General features: G+C 37.0%; 20 protein-coding genes. 18 read left to right on the top strand and 2 right to left on the bottom strand.

Annotated elements, in window-relative coordinates; genetic code table 11:
- The first annotated feature begins 320 nt into the window (after positions 1–320).
- From AAIB49_RS06110 to AAIB49_RS06040, 15 genes are all read left to right on the top strand, one after another.
- Positions 321–1,973, top strand: coding sequence for a glycerol-3-phosphate dehydrogenase/oxidase (locus AAIB49_RS06110; protein ID WP_339214062.1), 1,653 nt, complete (start codon positions 321–323; stop codon positions 1,971–1,973).
- Between the two features lie 113 nt (positions 1,974–2,086).
- Entirely contained in the window at positions 2,087–2,653 is a 567-nt protein-coding gene (locus AAIB49_RS06105) for a glycerol-3-phosphate responsive antiterminator (protein WP_339214063.1), read from the top strand.
- A 48-nt stretch (positions 2,654–2,701) separates the two neighbouring features.
- Complete coding sequence (gene glpK, locus AAIB49_RS06100) at positions 2,702–4,192, top strand: glycerol kinase GlpK (protein WP_339214065.1); 1,491 nt, start codon at positions 2,702–2,704, stop codon at positions 4,190–4,192.
- 199 nt (positions 4,193–4,391) lie between these two features.
- Complete coding sequence (locus tag AAIB49_RS06095) at positions 4,392–5,237, top strand: SPFH domain-containing protein (protein WP_343457501.1); 846 nt, start codon at positions 4,392–4,394, stop codon at positions 5,235–5,237.
- 12 nt (positions 5,238–5,249) lie between these two features.
- Positions 5,250–5,423 (top strand): type II toxin-antitoxin system antitoxin, encoded by a 174-nt coding sequence (locus AAIB49_RS06090; RefSeq protein WP_339214067.1) that lies wholly within the window; start codon positions 5,250–5,252, stop codon positions 5,421–5,423.
- Between the two features lie 816 nt (positions 5,424–6,239).
- A complete protein-coding gene (aroD, locus tag AAIB49_RS06085) occupies positions 6,240–7,001 on the top strand; it encodes a type I 3-dehydroquinate dehydratase (protein WP_343457499.1) in 762 nt (253 codons plus the stop codon).
- Between the two features lie 373 nt (positions 7,002–7,374).
- Positions 7,375–7,953 (top strand): RNA polymerase sigma factor, encoded by a 579-nt coding sequence (locus AAIB49_RS06080; protein ID WP_339214071.1) that lies wholly within the window; start codon positions 7,375–7,377, stop codon positions 7,951–7,953.
- On the top strand, positions 7,913–8,242 hold the full coding sequence (locus tag AAIB49_RS06075) for a hypothetical protein (RefSeq protein WP_339214072.1): 330 nt from the start codon (positions 7,913–7,915) through the stop codon (positions 8,240–8,242). The genes AAIB49_RS06080 and AAIB49_RS06075 overlap by 41 nt, the downstream gene beginning before the upstream one ends.
- Positions 8,232–10,487 carry a hypothetical protein gene (locus AAIB49_RS06070; RefSeq protein WP_343457498.1) on the top strand — a complete coding sequence of 752 codons (2,256 nt, stop codon included), beginning with the start codon at positions 8,232–8,234 and terminating at the stop codon, positions 10,485–10,487. Before AAIB49_RS06075 ends, AAIB49_RS06070 begins: the two co-directional genes overlap by 11 nt.
- A gap of 380 nt (positions 10,488–10,867) precedes the next feature.
- Positions 10,868–11,662 carry a DeoR/GlpR family DNA-binding transcription regulator gene (locus AAIB49_RS06065; protein WP_186870505.1) on the top strand — a complete coding sequence of 265 codons (795 nt, stop codon included), beginning with the start codon at positions 10,868–10,870 and terminating at the stop codon, positions 11,660–11,662.
- 6 nt (positions 11,663–11,668) lie between these two features.
- Positions 11,669–12,964 (top strand): UDP-N-acetylglucosamine 1-carboxyvinyltransferase, encoded by a 1,296-nt coding sequence (gene murA, locus AAIB49_RS06060; RefSeq protein ID WP_339214075.1) that lies wholly within the window; start codon positions 11,669–11,671, stop codon positions 12,962–12,964.
- A 123-nt stretch (positions 12,965–13,087) separates the two neighbouring features.
- On the top strand, positions 13,088–13,399 hold the full coding sequence (locus AAIB49_RS06055) for a hypothetical protein (RefSeq protein ID WP_343457497.1): 312 nt from the start codon (positions 13,088–13,090) through the stop codon (positions 13,397–13,399).
- A gap of 60 nt (positions 13,400–13,459) precedes the next feature.
- Positions 13,460–14,029, top strand: coding sequence for a hypothetical protein (locus tag AAIB49_RS06050; protein ID WP_343457496.1), 570 nt, complete (start codon positions 13,460–13,462; stop codon positions 14,027–14,029).
- Between the two features lie 95 nt (positions 14,030–14,124).
- Positions 14,125–15,180 carry a M42 family metallopeptidase gene (locus tag AAIB49_RS06045; RefSeq protein ID WP_339214078.1) on the top strand — a complete coding sequence of 352 codons (1,056 nt, stop codon included), beginning with the start codon at positions 14,125–14,127 and terminating at the stop codon, positions 15,178–15,180.
- 264 nt (positions 15,181–15,444) lie between these two features.
- Positions 15,445–16,206, top strand: coding sequence for a class I SAM-dependent methyltransferase (locus AAIB49_RS06040; protein WP_343457495.1), 762 nt, complete (start codon positions 15,445–15,447; stop codon positions 16,204–16,206).
- Positions 16,207–16,291: 85 nt separating this feature from the next.
- On the opposite strand, the gene trhA is transcribed toward AAIB49_RS06040, so the two are convergent.
- Positions 16,292–16,939, bottom strand: coding sequence for a PAQR family membrane homeostasis protein TrhA (trhA, locus tag AAIB49_RS06035; protein WP_339214080.1), 648 nt, complete (start codon positions 16,937–16,939; stop codon positions 16,292–16,294).
- A 134-nt stretch (positions 16,940–17,073) separates the two neighbouring features.
- Between trhA and AAIB49_RS06030 the strand changes: the two genes are divergently transcribed.
- Together AAIB49_RS06030 and AAIB49_RS06025 are read left to right on the top strand one after the other, a co-directional pair.
- Positions 17,074–17,679, top strand: coding sequence for a DUF1836 domain-containing protein (locus AAIB49_RS06030; protein ID WP_339214081.1), 606 nt, complete (start codon positions 17,074–17,076; stop codon positions 17,677–17,679).
- 19 nt (positions 17,680–17,698) lie between these two features.
- On the top strand, positions 17,699–18,655 hold the full coding sequence (locus AAIB49_RS06025; RefSeq protein WP_343457494.1) for an LLM class flavin-dependent oxidoreductase: 957 nt from the start codon (positions 17,699–17,701) through the stop codon (positions 18,653–18,655).
- Between the two features lie 465 nt (positions 18,656–19,120).
- Here AAIB49_RS06025 and AAIB49_RS06020 read toward each other — a convergent pair whose 3' ends face one another.
- Positions 19,121–19,402, bottom strand: a complete 282-nt coding sequence (locus AAIB49_RS06020; RefSeq protein ID WP_343457493.1) for a hypothetical protein — start codon at positions 19,400–19,402, stop codon at positions 19,121–19,123.
- Positions 19,403–20,112: 710 nt separating this feature from the next.
- Between AAIB49_RS06020 and AAIB49_RS06015 the strand changes: the two genes are divergently transcribed.
- Entirely contained in the window at positions 20,113–21,321 is a 1,209-nt protein-coding gene (locus tag AAIB49_RS06015; protein WP_339214085.1) for a C40 family peptidase, read from the top strand.
- Positions 21,322–21,360: the final 39 nt, after the last annotated feature.

Below are 21,360 nucleotides of genomic sequence, written 5' to 3'. Positions count from 1 at the left end.
GAATTTAAAAAAGTAAAAAAGCGGAAACAGATGGAAAGATATAAATCTGAAACCGTTGTCAAATTTGGAATTAAAACAATACAAAATAAGGGACTTTAAAAATCTCCCACAAATACTTGACTCAATCTACGTAAAATTGATTGTTTTCAAATCGTATAGATCATGTTATAATATTAGTAAGTTAATATCACGGTAGAGAATAAGAGACCACAGAACGTGTCGAAAATAAGTTCGACAGTGTTGTTGTGGTCTCTTTTTGTATATAGATGTTAATAAATACCTTGATATTACAAAAGCTAATCGGAAAAGGAGAATAAGATATGAATTTCTCAAATAAAAATCGTAATCAAATCATTGATACCATGAAAAAAGAAACCTTTGATGTCCTTATTATTGGTGGTGGAATAACAGGTGCCGGGATTGCGTTAGATGGTACTACTCGCGGAATGAAAATGGCATTAGTGGAAATGCAGGATTTTGCCGCTGGTACATCAAGCCGTTCTACGAAGCTAGTCCATGGTGGTCTTCGCTATTTAAAACAATTTCATGTAAAGCAAGTGGCAGAAGTCGGGAAAGAACGTGCCATTGTTTATGAAAATGGACCACATGTCACAACTCCAGAATGGATGCTACTACCGTTTCATAAAGGTGGTACGTTCGGTAAATTTATGACTTCTATTGGTCTAAGAATGTATGATTTTTTAGCTGGGGTAAAGAAAAATGAAAGACGATACATGTTAACGGCAGAACAAACAATCGAAAAGGCGCCTCTTGTGAAAAAGCAAGATTTACTTGGTGGTGGAATATATGTAGAATATAGAACGGACGATGCAAGATTGACAATGGAAGTAATGAAGGCTGCCGTGGAAAAAGGTGCAACAGCATTGAATTATTCTAAAGTAGTCAACTTGATTTATGAACATGGTAAAGTAGTTGGAGCAATTGTAGAGGATCAATTAACGAAAGAACAATATGAAATTCGAGCTTCGAAGGTTGTGAATGCTACAGGTCCGTGGGTAGACACAATCCGAGAAAAAGATAACTCTAAAAAAGGGAAAGTACTAAGATTAACTAAAGGTGTTCATATAGTTATTGATCAATCTAGATTCCCATTAAAGCAGGCGGTATACTTTGATACGCCAGATGGTCGAATGGTATTTGCGATACCTCGTGACGGAAAAGCTTATGTCGGCACAACGGATACTTTTTATGAAAATGATCCAGTTAGTCCGAAGATGACCACGGAAGATCGTGATTATCTTTTAGAAGCGATTCACTATATGTTCCCAGATGTATCGATATCAAAAGACGATGTGGAATCAAACTGGGCTGGTGTGCGTCCGTTAATTTGGGAGGAAGGAAAAGATCCTTCAGAGATTTCTCGAAAAGATGAAATTTGGGAATCTGAGTCTGGATTATTAACAATTGCTGGAGGGAAATTAACTGGTTATCGTAAAATGGCAGAAAGCATAGTAGACTTACTAGCTTCTAAATTTAAAGCAGAGCAGCAAAAACTGTTCTCAGCTTGTGAAACACGGAAGATTCCTATTTCAGGTGGAAATGTAGGGGGCTCTGCTAATTTCAATCAATTCGTAGAAAGTCAAATTTCAGTAGGTATGGATGCTGGCTTAACAGAGGAAGATGCAAGACATTTAGCTAAAATGTATGGCTCAAATGTACCAATTCTATTCGACATTTTGAAGGAAAAGGCAGATGTCGCAGCTAAATATCATCTTCCATTATTATTATTTGCTAAGCTTCAATATGCATTAGATCATGAAATGGCAGTGACACCTGTAGACTTTTTCAATCGTAGAACAGGAGCGATTTTGTTCGACATTGAAACGGTAAAAGAATATAAAGAGAATGTGCTAAGCTGGATGGGAGATTATTTCCATTGGGATAGTAATACTAGCGAATTGTATAAAAAAGAATTAGAGCTTGCATTAGAGGATGCAGCATTCAAAAATTAATTTGTTATTATAAAGAGTGTAATTGATCAAAAACAGAAGAAAGTAGCTTCTGTTTTTGATCATTATTATATTATTTATATACTGGCGATAGAGATGAAGAAAGAGGTGATTTGTTGAATTTTAAAGGGCAAGCAATTATACCGGTAATTGGAGAAATAAAGGACATTGATAAATTCCCAGATTATAATTATACGTATTTTGCAGTATTAAATGCTCATATATCTCGATTGAAACCGATTTTTCAATTCGCTAAGCAGCATAAGAAACAATTATTACTTGATATCGATTTAGTTCAGGGATTAAAGTCTGATGAATATGCTACAGAATATATTTGTCAGGAGTACAAACCCTTAGGTATTATCTCGACAAAGCCAAATGTTATTATGAAAGCGAAACAAAAAGGGGTTCAGACTTTTCAACGAATATTTTTGTTGGACTCAAAGTCTATTGAAAGAAGTAGTAAATTAATAGAACGAACTGATCCAGACTATATTGAATTACTTCCTGGTGTTGTCCCTAAGATAATACGTCAATTTAGTCAACAGACCAATAAAGAAATAATCGCTAGTGGATTTATTGAAACCGTTGAAGAGGTACAACAGGCAATAGATGCAGGTGCAACAACTATTACGACTTCAAGTAAAGAACTTTGGGATTATTATAATCCTACTTCCAGCTAGTGTTTCATGTTGCAATTAAAGAGAGAGGAATAAAGAGAGGATTTCGAAATGGATACATATATATTAGCAATTGATCAAGGTACGACAAGTTCACGTGCCATTATTTTTAATAAACAAGGCGAAATTGTACATATAGCCCAAAAGGAGTTCAATCAATATTTTCCAAAGCAGGGCTGGGTAGAGCATGATGCGAATGAAATATGGGCATCGGTGCTATCTGTCATCGCTACATCCCTAGTAGAATCGAATATCAAACCAGAACAAATAGCTGGAATTGGCATTACGAACCAACGCGAAACAACAGTAGTCTGGGATAAAAATACTGGAATTCCGGTATATCATGCTATCGTTTGGCAATCACGTCAAACAGAAGCGATCTGTCAGGAATTAAAAGACAATGGCTATGAGAATCTAATTAGAGAAAAAACGGGCCTATTAGTGGATCCATACTTCTCTGGAACAAAGGTAAAGTGGATCCTAGATCATGTTGAAGGAACGAGGGAAAGAGCAGAAAAGGGTGAGCTTTTATTTGGAACAATCGACACATGGCTAATCTGGAAATTCACAGGTGGAAAAGTTCATGTAACAGATTATTCTAATGCCTCTCGTACGATGATGTTTAATATTCATGAATTAAAATGGGATGAAGAGTTATTAAATATGTTAACTATTCCACAATCCATGCTACCAGAAGTTCGTTCCTCATCCGAGGTTTATGGAACGACAGACAATTATCATTTATTTGGGCAAAATGTCCCGATTGCAGGTGTGGCAGGTGACCAGCAGGCAGCTTTATTTGGTCAGGCATGCTTTCAAGAAGGAATGGTTAAAAATACATATGGTACCGGTTGCTTCATGTTAATGAATACCGGTGATCGTGCGGTTCAATCTAAGCATGGATTATTAACGACGATAGCTTGGGGGATTGACGGGAAGGTAGAATACGCTTTAGAGGGAAGTATCTTTGTTGCAGGTTCAGCTATTCAATGGTTACGGGATGGAATGCGTATGTTTCAAAATGCTGCTGACAGTGAAACATATGCTAAACGGGTTTCCTCAACAGAAGGAGTTTATGTAGTGCCTGCATTTGTAGGATTAGGTACGCCTTATTGGGATAGTGATGCACGTGGTGCGGTATTTGGCTTGACTCGTGGAACAACAAAAGAGCATTTTATTCGGGCTACACTAGAGTCACTAGCATATCAAACGAAAGATGTATTGACCTCTATGCTTAAAGATTCTGGAATATCCTTACAATCATTACGAGTAGATGGTGGTAGTGTTAAGAATGATTTCCTAATGCAATTCCAAAGTGATATTTTAAATGTTCCTGTTGAACGACCTTTTATAAAGGAGACAACAGCATTAGGGGCAGCATATTTAGCTGGTTTAGCGGTAGGATTCTGGGAAAGTAAAGAAGAAATTGCATCCCAGTGGAATTATGATGTCGTATTTGAACCGCAAATGGAAGAATCGAAAAGAGAGAACCTTTACAAAGGATGGAAAAAGGCAGTACAAGCAACGATGAATTATAAATAACGTTCATTATGGAAATAAGATTTATTTGTTCGAAAAAAATATACATCTGAACTCACATTGGCAATTCGTCTCGTATGAATTACCGTGTGAGTTTTTTTATGTGAAAACGAGAAAAAAGATTTGCGAAAATTCATAAACATGATATCATAGTGATATAAGAAAGATATTTAATAAAAAGGTGGGATTGGTTATGAGTGGGATTAAAGAGAAAAATGCATGGGTAATGAATGGTTATCTTGGGATTCTTGTCATTGCAGGGTTAATTGCCGGAACGGTATTTAGCTTTATAGAGGAGCAATTTATCCTTGGTGGGATTTTGATTGTGTTAGCTATTGTGCTAGGATCTGGTATAACTATGATTCAACCTAATCAATCTGTTGTTGTTATTTTTCTTGGTAGATATATGGGGACAATTCGACGGGAAGGGATTGTACTGACGATTCCATTTACTGTACGAAAAACTATCTCGCTTCGTGTACGAAATTTTAATAGCAAAAGATTAAAGGTAAATGATGTTAATGGGAATCCAATCGAAATCGCGGCAGTAATTGTATTTAAAGTTATTGATGCAGCAAAAGCTGTTTTCGATGTAGACCGTTATGAACAATTTGTTGAAATCCAAAGTGAAACAGCTATCCGTGCTGTAGCAACAAAGTATCCATATGACAATTTTGAGGTTGATGAATTAACATTAAGGGGAAATGCAGAAGAAGTTTCCACAGAGTTAACGGAAGAATTACAAGAAAGATTACGTGTGGCAGGTGTTGAGGTTATTGAGGCAAGGTTAACCCATTTAGCATATTCTACCGAAATAGCCCAAGCGATGCTACAACGACAGCAGGCAAGTGCCATCATTTCTGCTCGAAAACAGATTGTCGATGGTGCAGTGGGTATGGTACAGGATGCGATTGAACGACTTGAAAAAGAAGGTATTGTAGATTTAGATGATGAGCGTAGAGTTGCTATGATCAATAATCTTCTTGTTTCTATTGTATCAGACCACGGCACACAGCCAGTCATTAATACAGGTTCACTATACCAATAGAGAAGTGATAAAATGAAGAAAAAGAATTTCCCATTACGCATTGATCCGAAACTGTACGATGCCCTTGAAAATTGGGCTAACGACGAATTTCGCAGTGTCAATAGTCATATTGAGTTTTTGCTTAGAGAGGCTATGAAAAAGGCAGGAAGACTACCGAAGAAACAGGAAAATAGTGAAGGGGAATAAGATTGAGAAGGAGCTTTTAAATTAAGGCTCCTTTTCTTATATAGAAAGCCATAGTGTATTGAACTCTGGTGTTTATATTAGGTGGGGCGTGTGAAATTCTGTAAAAAGGTAATATTATCGCGCGAGAATAGAAATCTTCGCGCGACATACAATCAAATTCGCGCGAGAATCATAAAAAACGCGCGACATTTAGCAAAAATCGCGCGACAGAAAAAGACTCGCGCGATTTTTGGGGGAGCCCGCGCGAAATTCATGGGAGCCCGCGCGAAATTCATGGGAGCTCGCGCGAAAATAGGAATCCTCGCGCGATTTTTGAGGTAGTTCTCGCGAAAATTAAGGACCCTCGCGCGAAACCGGGAATTCCGCGTGAAACTAGAAATTTTCGCGCGATATACAATCAAATTCGCGCGAAAATCATAAAAAAACGCGCGACATTTAGCAAAAATCGCGCGACAGAAAAAGACTCGCGCGATTTTTGGGGGAGGCCGCGCGAAATTCATGGGAGCTCGCGCGAAAATAGGAATCCCCGCGCGATTTTTGAGTTATCTCGCGCGAAAATTAAGGCTCCCCGCGCGAATCCCAGGATCTGCGCACAAAACCAGGCCCCCCGAGCAAACCCCAAGCCCCCCACGAAACCAAGCTCCTCACGAACCCCAATCCCCCCCAAGATCCAGTCACCCCCGCGTCCCCCAAAAACCAACATAAAAATAAACTCTCAAATACACGCAACCCACACGATAGCAACTATACTTTACTTAGATAATCGAAATAGATTAATATGGTAATATGTTGTGTAAGCAAGGAGTAGACAAAAAGATGCAAACTATTAAAGTGCGTGATATTACCATTGGTGAAGGATTACCGAAAATTATCGTACCGATCGTAGGTAGTTCTGAGCAGGAACTAATGTCTGAGATAGAAAAAGTTATGGCCATGGAGCCGGATATAATCGAGTGGAGAGCGGATACTTTTGAATTTGTAGAAGACCTGCATTTGGTTATGAAAGTTCTTGGGAAAATAAGCAAACTAGTAAAGAATGTGCCTTTGCTTTTCACATTTCGAACTGTTCATGAGGGCGGTCATAAGGAAATACCGTTAGAATATTATGAGCAGCTAATGGAAAAAGTGATTCAATCAAGAGTGGCTGATATGGTAGATGTCGAACTGTTCTTGGATGATATGATGGTAAAAAGACTAGTTTCCACTGCAAAAGAAAATCAGGTGTATGTTGTATTGTCTAATCACGATTTTCAAAAAACTCCTAAGAAGGAAGAAATTATCTCTCGTCTGATAGATATGCAAAATCTTGGGGCAGATATTCCGAAAATAGCGGTAATGCCGAAAAACAAGGAAGATGTTATTACCCTATTAGAGGTTACAAATATAATGAAGGAAAAATATGCCGATCGCCCATTCATTACCATCTCCATGGGAGGAGATGGATTAATTAGTAGGTTATCTTGTCACGTATTTGGTTCTGTGGCGACATTTGCTTCCGGTGTATCTGAGTCAGCACCAGGTCAAATACCAGTATCAGAATTAAAAAAAGTATTAGCTATTATTCATAAATATAGTTAGCATAATTTTTCAACTAAACGAAGGCTAACCAAAACTGCACTTATAAAATAAATTCATATTGATTGAGCAAATTATTAAATGTAAAGTAGTAGCACTTTTCCTTATGGAAGAGTGTTTTTTTATCGTGATAAGAAAGTATAAGCAGAAATGTCCAGCTCCGGAAGCCGGACTTCTCTCACCCCTATACGATAAGTCAACTTCGCCTCCCCTACGGTTGTGTATTCCCTTTATCCGCTACAACTTAAGTCTGTACGTCTCAAAGATGCACTAAGCTTTTCTATTGCTATAAACAGGAGCATGCTATAATTTTTTCAGATATGTTGCAACTTTATTTCAGCTAGTAGCATCTAAGTATCAGAAAGGGGGAGCCAGCTTGCATCTTGTTGACCGGTTAAAAGATAAACAGGAAAGTGCACTTATAGAATTAATGAATCAGTATGGCAATTATTTAGTACGAACAGCCTATCTGCTTTTAAAGGACCATCAAACAGCAGAGGAAGCCGTACAGGATACTTTTGTCATTGCCTATGAGAAGATTAGGCAACTAGAAGACCCTGCGAAATTAAAAAGCTGGCTCACCGCTATTGTGATGAATTGTTGTCGATCTCGAATGCGTCGATGGAGTTGGAAAAATATATTACTAGCCTTCGAGAGTGACGAAATGCATGAAGATGAGACCACGCTTTCCCCAGAGGAAGAATTAATGGAGTGGATATGGAATGCTAATTTAAGCGAAGCAATACATGATCTTGATTATAAATACCGAGAAGTGATTACATTGTTTTACTTTAACGAAATGAAAATTAGCGAAATTGCTGAGTATACAAAGGAAAAGGAAAATACAATCAAATCGAGGCTTAAGCGAGCACGGTTAAAATTGAAGGATATTTTGGTGAAGGGAGAGGAATTTCTTGAAGAAAACGAAAGCGCAATTAAAAGGCCAACTCGATAAGGAAATGGAACATATTCAGTTTACTAACCATCAACAAGTACTGAATCATGTTTATCCGACTACTTGGAAACAGAAGCTCCTTAAGCTTTGGAATAAAGAGATTTCTATACCTCTCGTACCGATAAGTGTAGTGCTTGTCCTGTTTATGGTAGTGATGGGATATCCAGCAATAAAATCAATAGAGCAGCGACCAGACGAAGGAGCTTCCGATTCGATTAAACACGTCGACGGTTCGGGGTATTTTTATTGGGAATCTAATCAGAGGGGCGGGAAAATAGGTGAAGATTAGGGTCAAGGTGAAGCACTTAGTTATAGCTGTCGTAGGTATACTAACTTTCATTCCATTATTGATGACTTTCATTATCCCGAATCTGGAGTTATATCTGGCTGAAAAGAAAATAATTTCAGGTAAGGTTGAGGATAAACAAGAAATTCTTGAGCTTTTATCTACTACATCGATTAATAAAAAATGGGAGATTATTCAACAATATATGATAGAAGATGGTTATACCGGTAAGTTTGATATCTATATTAGTCCATCTATGACATCATGGGAAGATCTTGAAGCGAAAGTCATGGATTTTAGTTGGGAGGAAAAGCTTCCGTTCATAATAGATTTTGTGGAGAATGGGCCGTTAAATGAGAATTTAGTGACCGCTGCGAAGACGTTAGCTTTTTATTATGAACGTATTGGAGAAGTAGAAAAGGCTAAAAGTACGTTATATCAAGCATCTACTAGGTTAGCATCGAATAACTATTCCTATGAACGGGAAGAGCTTCTTATAGAACGTATACGAATAGCTAAGAATCATGGCCAATGGGAAGAAGCAAATCAATATAGCCAAGAGATGGAGGAAAACTCCAAAACACTTCAAATAGATAGCATCGCACAGCTAGCTCAATTGAAAGCGGAAATGCTTCTTCAACAAGGGGACAGTGAAGAAGCGTATCAAGAGGTTACAAAAGCGATAAAGCAATATGAAGAAGATTATAAAATTGAACGAGAAAAATGGTCAGACAGTGATGATGAGACAACTATCGAATACAATCACAATCATTATTATCAACGATTGAAATCATTGGAGCAAACTTTGAGTGTTCTAAAAGCACGAGGCGGTGTTGGGAAAGTAGTTAAGATTTCCGGGAGGGTAGTAAAAAGTGATGGTACCCCGTTAAAAAATATTGGCGTTTTCTTAAAAGAAGAAAGTGATAAAAATCATACTATTAGACCAGATGAAAAATATCAAACCCTTACAGATAACGATGGATATTATGAGTTTAAAGGAGTCATACCGAATAATTATCAATTAGCCATTGGTATTCATTATGATCAAATTAGTGGATGGACTTGGGTGACAGATATGTATGATACGGTGGCAATCGATGGGAGCAAGGATGATGTTACCTATGATATAACCTTACAGAAACTTATTGCTATTAAAACGCCGGTTAACGAGGAAGAATTAGTGGATAATACAGTACACTTTGAATGGGAAGAAGTAGAAGGTGCTTCCTACTATGAGTTAGGATTTGGTTATGAAATAGATGGTGGCTGGATTGGGACGGGTTCCATTTCGAATATTAAAGAATCTCAAGCAGATATTCCAGTAGAGGATATTTATAATTTACAGGGCGGGGTAGCTTTTGGAGATACTGATATAGTAAGCCCTAAATCATTATTAGCATACACACACCCAGAAAATCGTTATTATTGGAAGGTGGCTGCCTATGATGAAAACGGCAAAATAATTACTAAAAGTGATGGCGCTCTGTTAGATGATCAATCATATGGTAATCTACCTTTCTTTTATTTAAAACAACGAGAACTAACGACAACAGATCAATTATTAATAGATGGAAAAATACAAGAAGCTCTAAACGAATACAAGGAAAACTATAAACAAAATCCGGATGATTTGCATAGTTTACGAATGATTATTCGGTTAATCGGGATAGAAGAAGACCATATACATGATAGAGATGAATTGGCAATTTCCTATATGGAAGATTTAGCGATGAAAGCACCAAGTCCCTTTAACATTCATGAAGTATTTCTGTATTATTTCAATCAGCGAGATTGGGAATTATTTCATAAATGGTTTGAATTATATAGGAAGCAAGTTGATATCCTTGATGAATACGATCAATCCCTATATGCTACTGTTTTAATGATGCAAGGACAACATCGTGAGGCAAGTAGCCAGTTTGCAGAAGCAATGTCTAAACAAGGGGATAATCGATATGTAGGGTATTGGTTAGCTAATGAATTATACTTAAATGGTGATTTCAATCATGCATTAGAAATTGCTATAGCGTATCCCCAATACGGATACGGGGAAATAGTCCCCAACTGGGTACAGCTTGTTAGCAAAATGGCAGAAGAAAGTAAACAGAGTAAGGCATATCATCAAGAAATGAGAGAAATCTTAACATTATATTTTGCTAATCAGGAAGAAGAAATGGCGAAATGGCGGAGAGAGACGGAATTTACTAATCTGAAAAAGTTTATTAACGCGCTAGATGATGTAAATTAAACAGGTGGAGACTGGGACATAACGAAAAGAATTAAATGACAAACCGAATGATACACGGTACTAGCTCCGGAAATATACGTAGACGAAAGCGGGGAGGCTAAGGCAGCCGCCCGGCGGTAAAGAAGACACTGCGAGGTCTTTTCGAGCAGATGTCGCCCCTGTACTGGAAGCAACCGCAAGTATATTTCCGGAGCGTGGTCTTTGCTCATCATTCGGTTTTTCCTTTAAGATAAATTCTTTTGTCCCAGCCTCTACTTTTTTATAAAACAGATAAAAACAGAAATAACATGAATAATAATGAAAAAGTATTGACGAAACAGAACAACAAAGCATAGTATGAAAGTAACGTATTCGAGAAAGAATGGTGAGGAGTAATCTAGATGTTAGCAGAGGAGCGTAGGCAAATAATACTTGAAATTCTACAAAAAGATGGTAGAGTAATTGCTAAAGAACTTGCGGATTTGTTCCAGATTTCCGTGGATTCAGTAAGAAGAGACCTTTCCATGATGGAAAATCAAGGATTATTACAAAAAACCTATGGTGGAGCTATAGCATTAAAACCACTTCAAAAGGTAAGAACATTACCATCCTCTGAAACGAAAAGATACGGTATACCAGAACCTCATCAAGATGCTATTTCCAAGCTTGCATCCTCCTACATTCAGGAGCATGATACTGTATTTATTGGTGGAGCGGGAATCCAATATGGGATGTTGAAGCACCTTCCTGTAGACATTCCGTTTACATTAGTGACGAACTCCATGAAAATTGCTGAATCAGTACGTAAACAAAAAAATATTACCGCTTACTTAATTGGAGGCAAATTACGAGCAGAATCAGCAGGCAGTATGATTGATATACTTGCTATCGAAATGATGAGTAAATTCTCGTTAGATATAGGATTTATGACAGGTGGCGGTATAACTGCGAGTGGAATTAGCACTGCCACACCTGAAGGAGCGGCATTTGCTCGTAAAGTTGCAGAGGTATCAAGAAAAAATATATGTTTAGCCCCAAATGAAAAAGTCGGACAAAATATGTTTATTACTTCTGTCCCCATAGATAAAATTGATTTAATTATTACAGACGAAGCAGCATCAGAAAAAGTAATTCAAGAGATTGAGAAAACAAATGCCGAAATTATTATTGTCAATACGACTTCCACTAAGGAGTGATACTAGTTGCAAGCAATTCGTGTAGACTATTCACCTACTATAAACGGCGTTGTTCAAATTCCAGGATCTAAAAACAGTTCATTGGCTTTGTTAGCGGCAGCTTGTCTTTCGGATGAAACGATTATACTCGAAGGAATACCTAATATAGCTGATTTTCGAGTGATTCGAGAAATGGGAGAAGAAGTTGGCCTTAAAATAAAACGAGAAATTACAGGGGATATATCGATTGATCCTAGGTTTATATCGGCAACGGATTTCAATCCGAAGAAGTCATCCTCTTTCAGAACAGCTTATTATTTCGTAGGAGCATTATTGGCTAAGTATGGAAAAGTGTCCGTTGGTTATCCTGGCGGCGATGATTTTGTTAGTCGCCCGATTGATCAGCATATAAAGGCATTAGAAATGCTAGGAGCAACCTTTACTTATTACCAAGATTATTATGTAGTGGAAGCAAAAGAATTACGTGGTGCAACTATTTATTTCGATACGATTACTTCTGGAGCTACAATAAATGCTATGCTAGCGGCAGTAAGAGCGAAGGGGGAGACCGTACTACTGAATGCTGCAAGGGACCCAGAAGTCATTGACACTGCTATTTTTCTTAATAAACTTGGAGCTAATATTAGTGGTGCCGGAACAGCCACGATTCGCATAACTGGGGTGAATCATTTAACGGGTGGTACCCATCGGGTGATTCCAGATCGATTGATTGCTGGCTCGTTTTTAATCGGTGCAGGAGTAGCAGGAGGAAGTGTGACGGTTACGGATGTTATCCCAGAACATTTAGGATCATGTCTAACGAAGCTACAAGAGATTGGAATAGAGATAGAGGTAGAGGAAAATGCCATAACAGCTCATTCAACGGGTACATTACGTGCCTCTCGAATTCGGACTGGAATGTACCCAAGTTTTCCGACAGATTTACAACAACCAATGACGACTTTACTAACCCAAGCAACTGGCAAGAGTATTATTGCGGAAAAAATCTACCCGAATCGTTTTAAACATGTTGGGCAATTACGAAAAATGGGAGCAGACATCAGAGTGCGCTCAGGGGTTGCTTTTGTAAAAGGAAAAAGTAATTTGAAAGGTGCGATAGTCACGACATCGGACATTCGAGCTGGAATCTCGTTAATTCTTGCTGGAATGGTAGCGGAAGGGACTACTTTTATCACTGGAGTGGATCATATTGAACGTGGGTATGAAGATGTTGTCAAAGCGTTCCAATCTTTAGGGGTTCACATTACAAAAGAAACAATTCCATATGGGGCTAACCACCAGTTGTTTGGTGAAGTGCAGTAGGACAGAAGGGAGTGCAGCATTAGTGTGCTTCCTTTTTTCGCTTTGAGGATGGATAGGATTAACCTTGAAACTATTTACTAGCTTAATCGTATGTATAGTTAGCGAAAGCAAAGGGGGATTTCGATGATTTTAAATTTAAATGATCAAATCATTCAAGTAAAAGGTAAGATTCGGCAGAAATATAAACTTGAGTCACAGCTTCAAGATTACTACTCGGAACTCTCCGAAATTGAAAACACAATAAATCGCTTAAACACCCAGTTGATGGAAGAAAAGGCCGATGTAAGAAGATTAGAAGGGTTTCATATTGCTAATTTCTTCTCTACCATAACAGGGACAAAATATGAAAAATTAGATAAAGAAAACAGAGAGGTATTAGCTGTTCAATTACAATTAGAAGAAGCAGAAAAGACGAGAGATGAGGTTATGGATTAGATTCTGAATGTTCAGAACAGACTTGCTGAAGTAGGGAATAGTGAAGAGTTGTATCAGGATTTGCTTAGTAAAAAGGAACATCTCATAAAGAAAGGTCACTCTCGATATGCTGACGAATTATATCGCTTGAGTGAAAAAGAAGGGGATATACAAGCTTACTTAAAGGAATTTAATGAAGCAATTCAAGCTGGCCAATATGCTGAGCAAGCACTTCATAATGCGCAAGAATCACTGAGTTCTGCCTCTAAGTGGGGGACACTTGATATGTTTGGTGGTGGGATGATTTCTACAGCGATAAAACATAGTAGAATGGATGATGCTTCCGAGTATATTCATATTGCCCAGTCACGAATGAGAGATTTTCAGAAGGAATTATTGGATATAGATGAAATGATACCTGTTGACACAGATATGCCAGGTTTATTAAAGTTTGCAGATTTCTTCTTCGATGGATTAATTGTAGATTGGATGGTTCAGGGTAGGATTAATGATTCAATTGACCAAGTTGGGGACCAGCTATTACAAGTACGACGCATATTAGCTAAGTTAAAAACGGAGAATACCTATTTACAGAACCAATTAGCTAATCTATATGAAGAAAAAATTCAATTAATTGAAAGCTATCGATAAAATTATTCCTTGAATTACTAGGAATTTGCCTGTTCATTCATCACATGTCGCGTTACAATATAAATTAGTATATGAATTTGAGAGGAGTAGAAGTGGTGACGATATATCCAAATGTTCAAGAAACAAAAGAATTAATTAAGCAACTAGTGTCAATTCCAAGTCCTACGGGATTTACCGCAAATGTTATTCAGTATACAGAGGAATACTTACAAAAGTTAGACGTTAAAACAAAACGGATTCGGAAGGGTGGGTTACTTGCAACGATTCCTGGCGCCAATGATGAGGAGCACCGCTTTCTGACTGCACACGTCGATACACTTGGTGCAATGGTAAAAGAAGTGAAGAGCAATGGACGTCTTAAATTAGATTTAATTGGTGGTTTTCCATATAACTATGTCGAGGGAGAATACTGCAAAATCCACACTTCTAGTGGCAGCGTGTTAACAGGTACCATTTTAATGCACCAAACCTCGGTTCATGTATATAGAAATACAGGGAAGACAGAACGAAACCAGGATAATATGGAAGTACGAATTGATGCTGAAGTTGATAATGCCGAAGCGGTTCGTAATCTTGGCATTGAGGTTGGAGATTTTGTTTCTTTTGATCCACGTGTCGAGCTTACTGATAATGGCTTTATAAAATCGCGTCATTTAGATGACAAAGCTAGTGTGGCCATTTTATTACAGGTTATAAAGAGGCTTAAAGAAGAAAATATCACTTTACCATATACAACACATTTCTTAATATCTAATAACGAAGAAATAGGGTATGGTGGTAATTCAAACATTACTCCAGAAACAGTAGAATATTTGGCTGTGGATATGGGAGCGATGGGTGATGGTCAGTCAACTGACGAGTATACGGTATCGATTTGTGTAAAGGATGCATCAGGCCCTTATCATTATGGCTTCCGTCAACGATTAGTACAATTAGCGGAGAAACATGGTATTGGTTACAAGCTAGATATTTATCCTTATTATGGATCAGATGCATCAGCTGCTATTAAATCAGGTCACGACATTGTCCACGGATTAATTGGTCCAGGAATTGATTCTTCCCATGCATTTGAGCGGACACATGAAAAGTCACTTATCAATACGGAAAAATTAGTATATCAATATGTGTTATCAGAAATGATATCGTATTAATTGGAAAAAGGCATGCTACTTATAGGATGCCTTTTTTAATGGATGAAAATTATTCTAAAATAGAAGTGTGACTTTTTTGAAAAGACCACGCATTTGAGTGGAAGTTAATGGTAAAATGAATTCATACAGTAATAAATGGTTACTTTAGAAACATAATGTTATAGCAATAAGAGGTTAGGACTAGAATTCAAAGTGAATCTACCTATATCAATGTGAGAAGAGAAATTTAAAAAATGTCTATAGATCAAAGAAGGAGGAGATTTTATGTTGGGTTATTACAGTAAGCTTTCTTCAGAGGTATATGATATTGATAAATATATTGGACTTTCATTCGGGGATGTAGAATTTTATAGTGAAAGAATAGAAGATTGTACAGGAAATATTTTGGAGCCTGGAGTTGGCACGGGTCGAATTCTAATTCCATTATTAGAAAGAGGCTTCAAGGTAGACGGATTTGATGTTTCAGAAGAAATGTTAACCATTTGTAGGCACAATTGTGACATAAGAGGACTAAATCCAAACGTATTCAAAGCGAATATGGAGTCTTTCTCATTAGAAGCAAACTATGAAGCTATTATTGTACCAACTGGAACATTCTTACTTTTACATAATAGAGAAGATTCGCTAAGAGCATTAAAAAATTTCTATTACCATCTTCAAGATGGGGGAAGACTAATTATAGACATCTTTTTACCGAATGACTTAACGACTACCAACGTAACGACAAGAACTTGGGAAACAAACGATGGGGGTATAATCACACTAGAGAGTAAATTAGTTGAAGTGGACGCTGTTAACCAATATACAATTACACATAATCGTTACGAGAAATGGCAGAATGGTAAGCTGATTCAAACTGAACTAGAGCGATTTCCAATTCGATGGTACGGGGTAGAGGAGTTTAAACTGATTTTAGAGCAGATTGGATTTAAAGATATTATCATTTCAGCAGATTATACGCACGGACAATACCCTACGAAATCAAGTGAAATAATTACGTTTGAAGCTGTCGCGAGTAAGGATTAACCAATTTATTTCGCATATATTTGTAGGTATGGAAAGATATAACTACAAAATAAAATGAGTAGCCAACCTGTGGCTACTCATTATTTTATAATAGGTAATAATAGATACACAAAAAGTGAAATAGGCTACCTATTAATATGAAAATATGAAATATTTCATGAAAGCCCATATGTTTAAATTCAAGAAACTTTGGTTTTAACCAATAAATGACGGCACCTACCGTATAGGATACCCCACCAAGGATTAAGTAAGTCATTCCAATAGGGGAGATGACATCCACTAGTGAAGGGCTAAAGAAAACAATGAGCCAGCCCATTAATACATATATTGCGGTTGATAACCAGCGAGGTGCTTTAAACCAAATTAATTTATATAAAACACCTAATAAAGCCAGTCCGTTTACAATTGAAAAAATTACCCAGCCAAAAGTCCCACCGAGACCAATCAAACATATAGGAGTATAAGTTCCAGCAATTAATACAAAAATCATAGAGTGATCAATCTTTCTTAAGAAAGCAATAATATGATCTTTTGCTACTACCATATGATAGGTCGCTGATGCGGAATAGAGTAGAATTAAGCTTATACCAAAAATAATAACCGCTGCAATGGCAAGTGGAGAACCACTATCAATAGAAGCTTTAACTACCATTGCTAATAGTCCAACAAAAGAAAGTACAGCTCCAAAAAGATGAGTAAATCCATTAATCGGTTCGCGAATATAGGTTTTCATGTTAACAACACCCTTTAACGTAGTTTTAATAACTACATATTACAATACACTCATTTCACCATCTAGTCAAGGTTTACTTTTTAACTAATTGTAAAGTATAATGAAGAAAAATGATGATATAGAGGGTTTTGCTATTGGAAAATATAGATAAGTTACTAGAAGAATTACATTTAGATAATCAATTATTGCTAGAAGAAATGCCTGATTTAGGATTGTATATGGATCAGGTTATACAGATATTTGAAAGTAAGCTGGAAAAGTCGAAACGTCATGAGCAAGAAAAAGTATTAACGAAAACGATGATTAATAATTACGCGAAGGGGAAGCTACTCTTTCCGATTCAAAATAAGAAATACTCGAAGAACCATCTTATCCTAATAAGCCTGATATATCAGTTGAAAGGCGCACTTTCCATTCATGATATAAAGGTAACGTTAAATAAATTGAATGGAAAAATAATGGAAGAGGATTTTGATGTAGAAAAGATCTATCGAAGCTACTTAACGCTTTCACAAAATAATGTTGAACGATTTCTTGGGGATATTAAAGAATGTCAAGACGAGGTATCTCAGGAAGTATCAGAATTAGAAGATGTGGATTCTGATTACTTAGAGCAAGTGCTTTTAATCTCTTCGTTAGTCAATATGAGTAATTATTACCGTAAACTAGCAGAGAAATTAGTGGATGGTCTTCCACGAGTAAAGGAAGAAAAAGAAAAGGTAAAAGATAATAAGAAATAAGGATTAGAAGGTGAAAAGTATGAAGCTAAGTATACTAGATCAAGCACCAATTGCTCAGGATACAACCCCGAAGGATGCGCTTTTTCAATCAGTACATCTGGCCCAACTTGGTGAACGGTTAGGATATCACCGCTACTGGATTGCTGAGCATCATGATCTAAATGGACTAGCATGTCCTGCACCAGAAGTTATGCTAGGAGCTATCGGCATGAACACCGATAGAATTAGAATTGGAGCAGGGGCTGTGTTACTACCGCACTATAAGCCGTTTAAAGTTGCTGAATCATTTAATCTGCTTGCTACCCTATATCCGGGTCGTATTGATTTAGGTATTGGACGCTCTCCTGGTGGACCTGCAGAAGCCTCCATTGCATTGTCTGGTAACTTTTTGGAAAATGTACGTAAAATGCCAGAGGAAATAGATGAGTTGTTACACTTTTTATATCAAGATTTTCCTAAGGACCATATGTTTTCAAAAGTAAAACCAACTCCAGTACCAGACTTAGCGCCAGTACCATGGCTTCTAGGTACTAGTGATAAGAGTGCTGTCTTAGCAGCTAAAAAAGGAATGCACTATGCATTTGGTCATTTCATGAGTGATCAGGATGCTGCCCCGATCCTTACTACATATCGAAACATATTCAAAGAGGAGTATCCTGATAAGGAAGCAAGAATTATAATGGCGGTTTCTATATATTGTGCTAAAACCACAGAGGAAGCAGAGCAGCTTGCGCTAGAGAGCTTCATGTGGGGGAAATTGAAGAAGGTTATGACTGCTTTATCGCAGGAAGAACAAGAAGAATTTCATGAAGCTCGCCAAAAAATGATTATTGGAAATCAGGCAGAAGTTAAAGAGGCATTAATGGAGCTTCAGGAAGTCCATATGGTTGATGAATTCATGATTCTAACCAATACTCCAAGTTATGAAACAAGAAATAAGTCATATGAGCTTATAGCAGAAGCGATACTAGACTAGTATATTGATTTTCGTGAAAAATTTTTCGAGTGACGTTATTTCACGATAATACATAAGGGATAGGATTTTCATAATATAAATAAAATCATTAGAAGATAAACCAAATGATAATGATGACGAGTTCATACGAATCCGTACCTTGACTAAAGAGGGGACAGTATGGTGAGGCCTCTCTCCATAAACAAGCCCCACCTCACTACGCGAAGGCTAGGAAGACACTGCGAAGGTCCTTTCTGAGCAGATGTCGCCCTGGTGCTGTGGGGAAGTGCTAGGAAGACACTGCGAAGGTCCTTTCTGAGCAGATGTCGCCCTGGTGCTGTGGGGAAGTGCTAGGAAGACACTGCGAAGGTCCCTTTCTGAGCAGATGTCGCCCTGGTGCTGTGGGAAAGTACTAGGAAGACACTACAACGATAGTCCTTGAGTAGTTAATCTCGGATATCTACTTCCCGAGTAAAGTCATTTCAGTCATTTTGGTTTTTCTTCTATTTTATTCTCGTTTTCTCCAATTTCTTCTGTATGTATCTTTTCATTATCCACTGTTTTATTACCTTGAATGGTAGCGAATACTATTACAGCAAATTTCAGTATATCAATTAATACACCAGTGATAATGGCTATAAAGATAATGGTGAAGTTATGGGTTAATCCAAAAATTAATAGCCCAACTAATCCAAAAAAGATTGTAAAAAGATAATAAGTTACATAATCCTCATATTCGGGACTAGTTTTGTAGTTAGCTTGTTTCAATTAGACCATCTCCTCTATTTTTATATTACCATAATATTCAAACAAATAAGCGGTCTTTTAGTAAGTAACTTGTAGTTCTGGGTAGAACGTATAGATTTCATAAGTGTGCATATTTTGCGAAGATGTATATTTATAGTATTAGATGCCATAACTATTGGTAAGCAATAATAGGCTTATGGATATTTACGCAATTATTACATAGTTAATTATCGCAGCAGTGTTATTACTATTTGGTTGGTCATTTATTGGAAAAAGGTTCAGTAAGTAAATTGTCATAATATATCAAAGACTAGTATTTCTGTTCGTAAATATTTTGTAGTTATATGTCAAAAATAAAAATTTCTCGGGAAATATATAACGAACACGTTACTCTCATTTTAGTAATGTGTTCGTATTTTTTAGAGAAGATTTGATATATATACTTAAAGTGAAATATGGCGATAAATTTGACTACAGCAAGTCTTTTACCACATTTTAAACTTCATCAAATAAGTACTTCACTCTCATTTCTCGTTTCTATCATTAGCACTATTTCACACCCGTCTTAGTACCTAGTACTATTATTTGAAATCTATTTGTAACATAACAATAATACTTATGAAATTAAGTGATGCTATAATTCTATTTAACTAATACTAGAAATAATAGAGTAGAAAGATACATAAATAGACTTAGTAGACTAGTCGGATGTCTAGAAAGTGAGGAACGAAATGAGAAAGTCTTTCATTACCCTAGCAACAGTAACAGTAGTTGGTTTAACAAGTAGTTTCGCCATCAATACTGTTTATGCAGAAACGGACTTACAGAACAAGAAAGCAGAGGTTCAAAACGAGCGCTCAGAAGTTGAAAGTAAATTGTCGAAAGCTGAAGCGGAAGTTGCGGAAGTACTAGTAGAATTAGATGAGCTTAATGAAGAAATTAAGCAAGTTGAAAAGGCCTTGGAATCGAACCAAAAAATGATTGATGATACCAATGATCAGGTTAAAACTACTGAAGATGAAATCGCTGAACTAGAAAAAGAAATTGAAAAACGTTCTGAAATTCTAAGTAACCGAATGGTTAACTACCAGAAGAATGGTGGTAATATTGGATTCTTAGATGTGATTTTCGGATCTCAAAGCTTTACAGATTTTATTAGCCGCGTAACAGCAGTGAATAAAATTACGTCATCAGATCAAGAACTTATTAACCAATTAGAATCGGATAAAGTAAAAGTAGCTGAAAAGCTAGACGAGTTATCTGAGTTACAAACAGAATTAGCTGGTATGCAAGAAACGATTTTAGCTCAAAAAGAACAAAACGATGCTAAAAAGAAAGAACTAAGTAAAAAAGAAAAAAGTATTCAGAAAAAGATTGAAGACTTAGAACTAGAAGCAAGTCAACTAGCATCAATTGAAGCACAAGTAAATCGTGAGATAGCTGCCCAAAGAGCCGCATCCAATCCAGTTGTTGCTTCAAGTGGAAACAACAACTCTACTAAGTCTGACGGTTCATTGACCCAATTAAGTAAGAAAACGGAATCTAAGCAAAGTGCACCTGCTACAGCTAGTAATGCAGCACAAGTAGCGATTAATGCTGGCTATCCTCATTTAGGAACTCCTTATGTATGGGGTGGAAAAGGTCCTGGTGGATTTGATTGTTCAGGATTTGTATCATGGGCTTATGCACAAGCAGGAGTTTCACTACCTTCTAGCACTGCCGCAATGCAGTCAGTGGGTACTAAAGTTTCTTACAGTGATGCCCGACCTGGTGACATAGTTTTCTTTGATACATATAAGACTAATGGACACGTAGGAATTTATTTAGGAAATGGTAAATTTATTGGAGCGCAAAATTCAACAGGTTTAGCTGTTGCGGATATGTCTTCAGGGTATTGGAAAGATCATTTTAAAGGACATGTACGCCGAGTAGCAAATTAATTAGTATGATAACAAGGTCAAACTTTTTATGTGTAATGA

Origin of the sequence: Ornithinibacillus proteolyticus (assembly GCF_039581225.1) — a bacterium.
Classification (GTDB): domain Bacteria; phylum Bacillota; class Bacilli; order Bacillales; family Amphibacillaceae; genus Ornithinibacillus; species Ornithinibacillus massiliensis.
The sequence above is the reverse complement of the archived record's forward strand: the minus strand, read 5'-3'. Positions and strand labels throughout refer to the sequence as shown.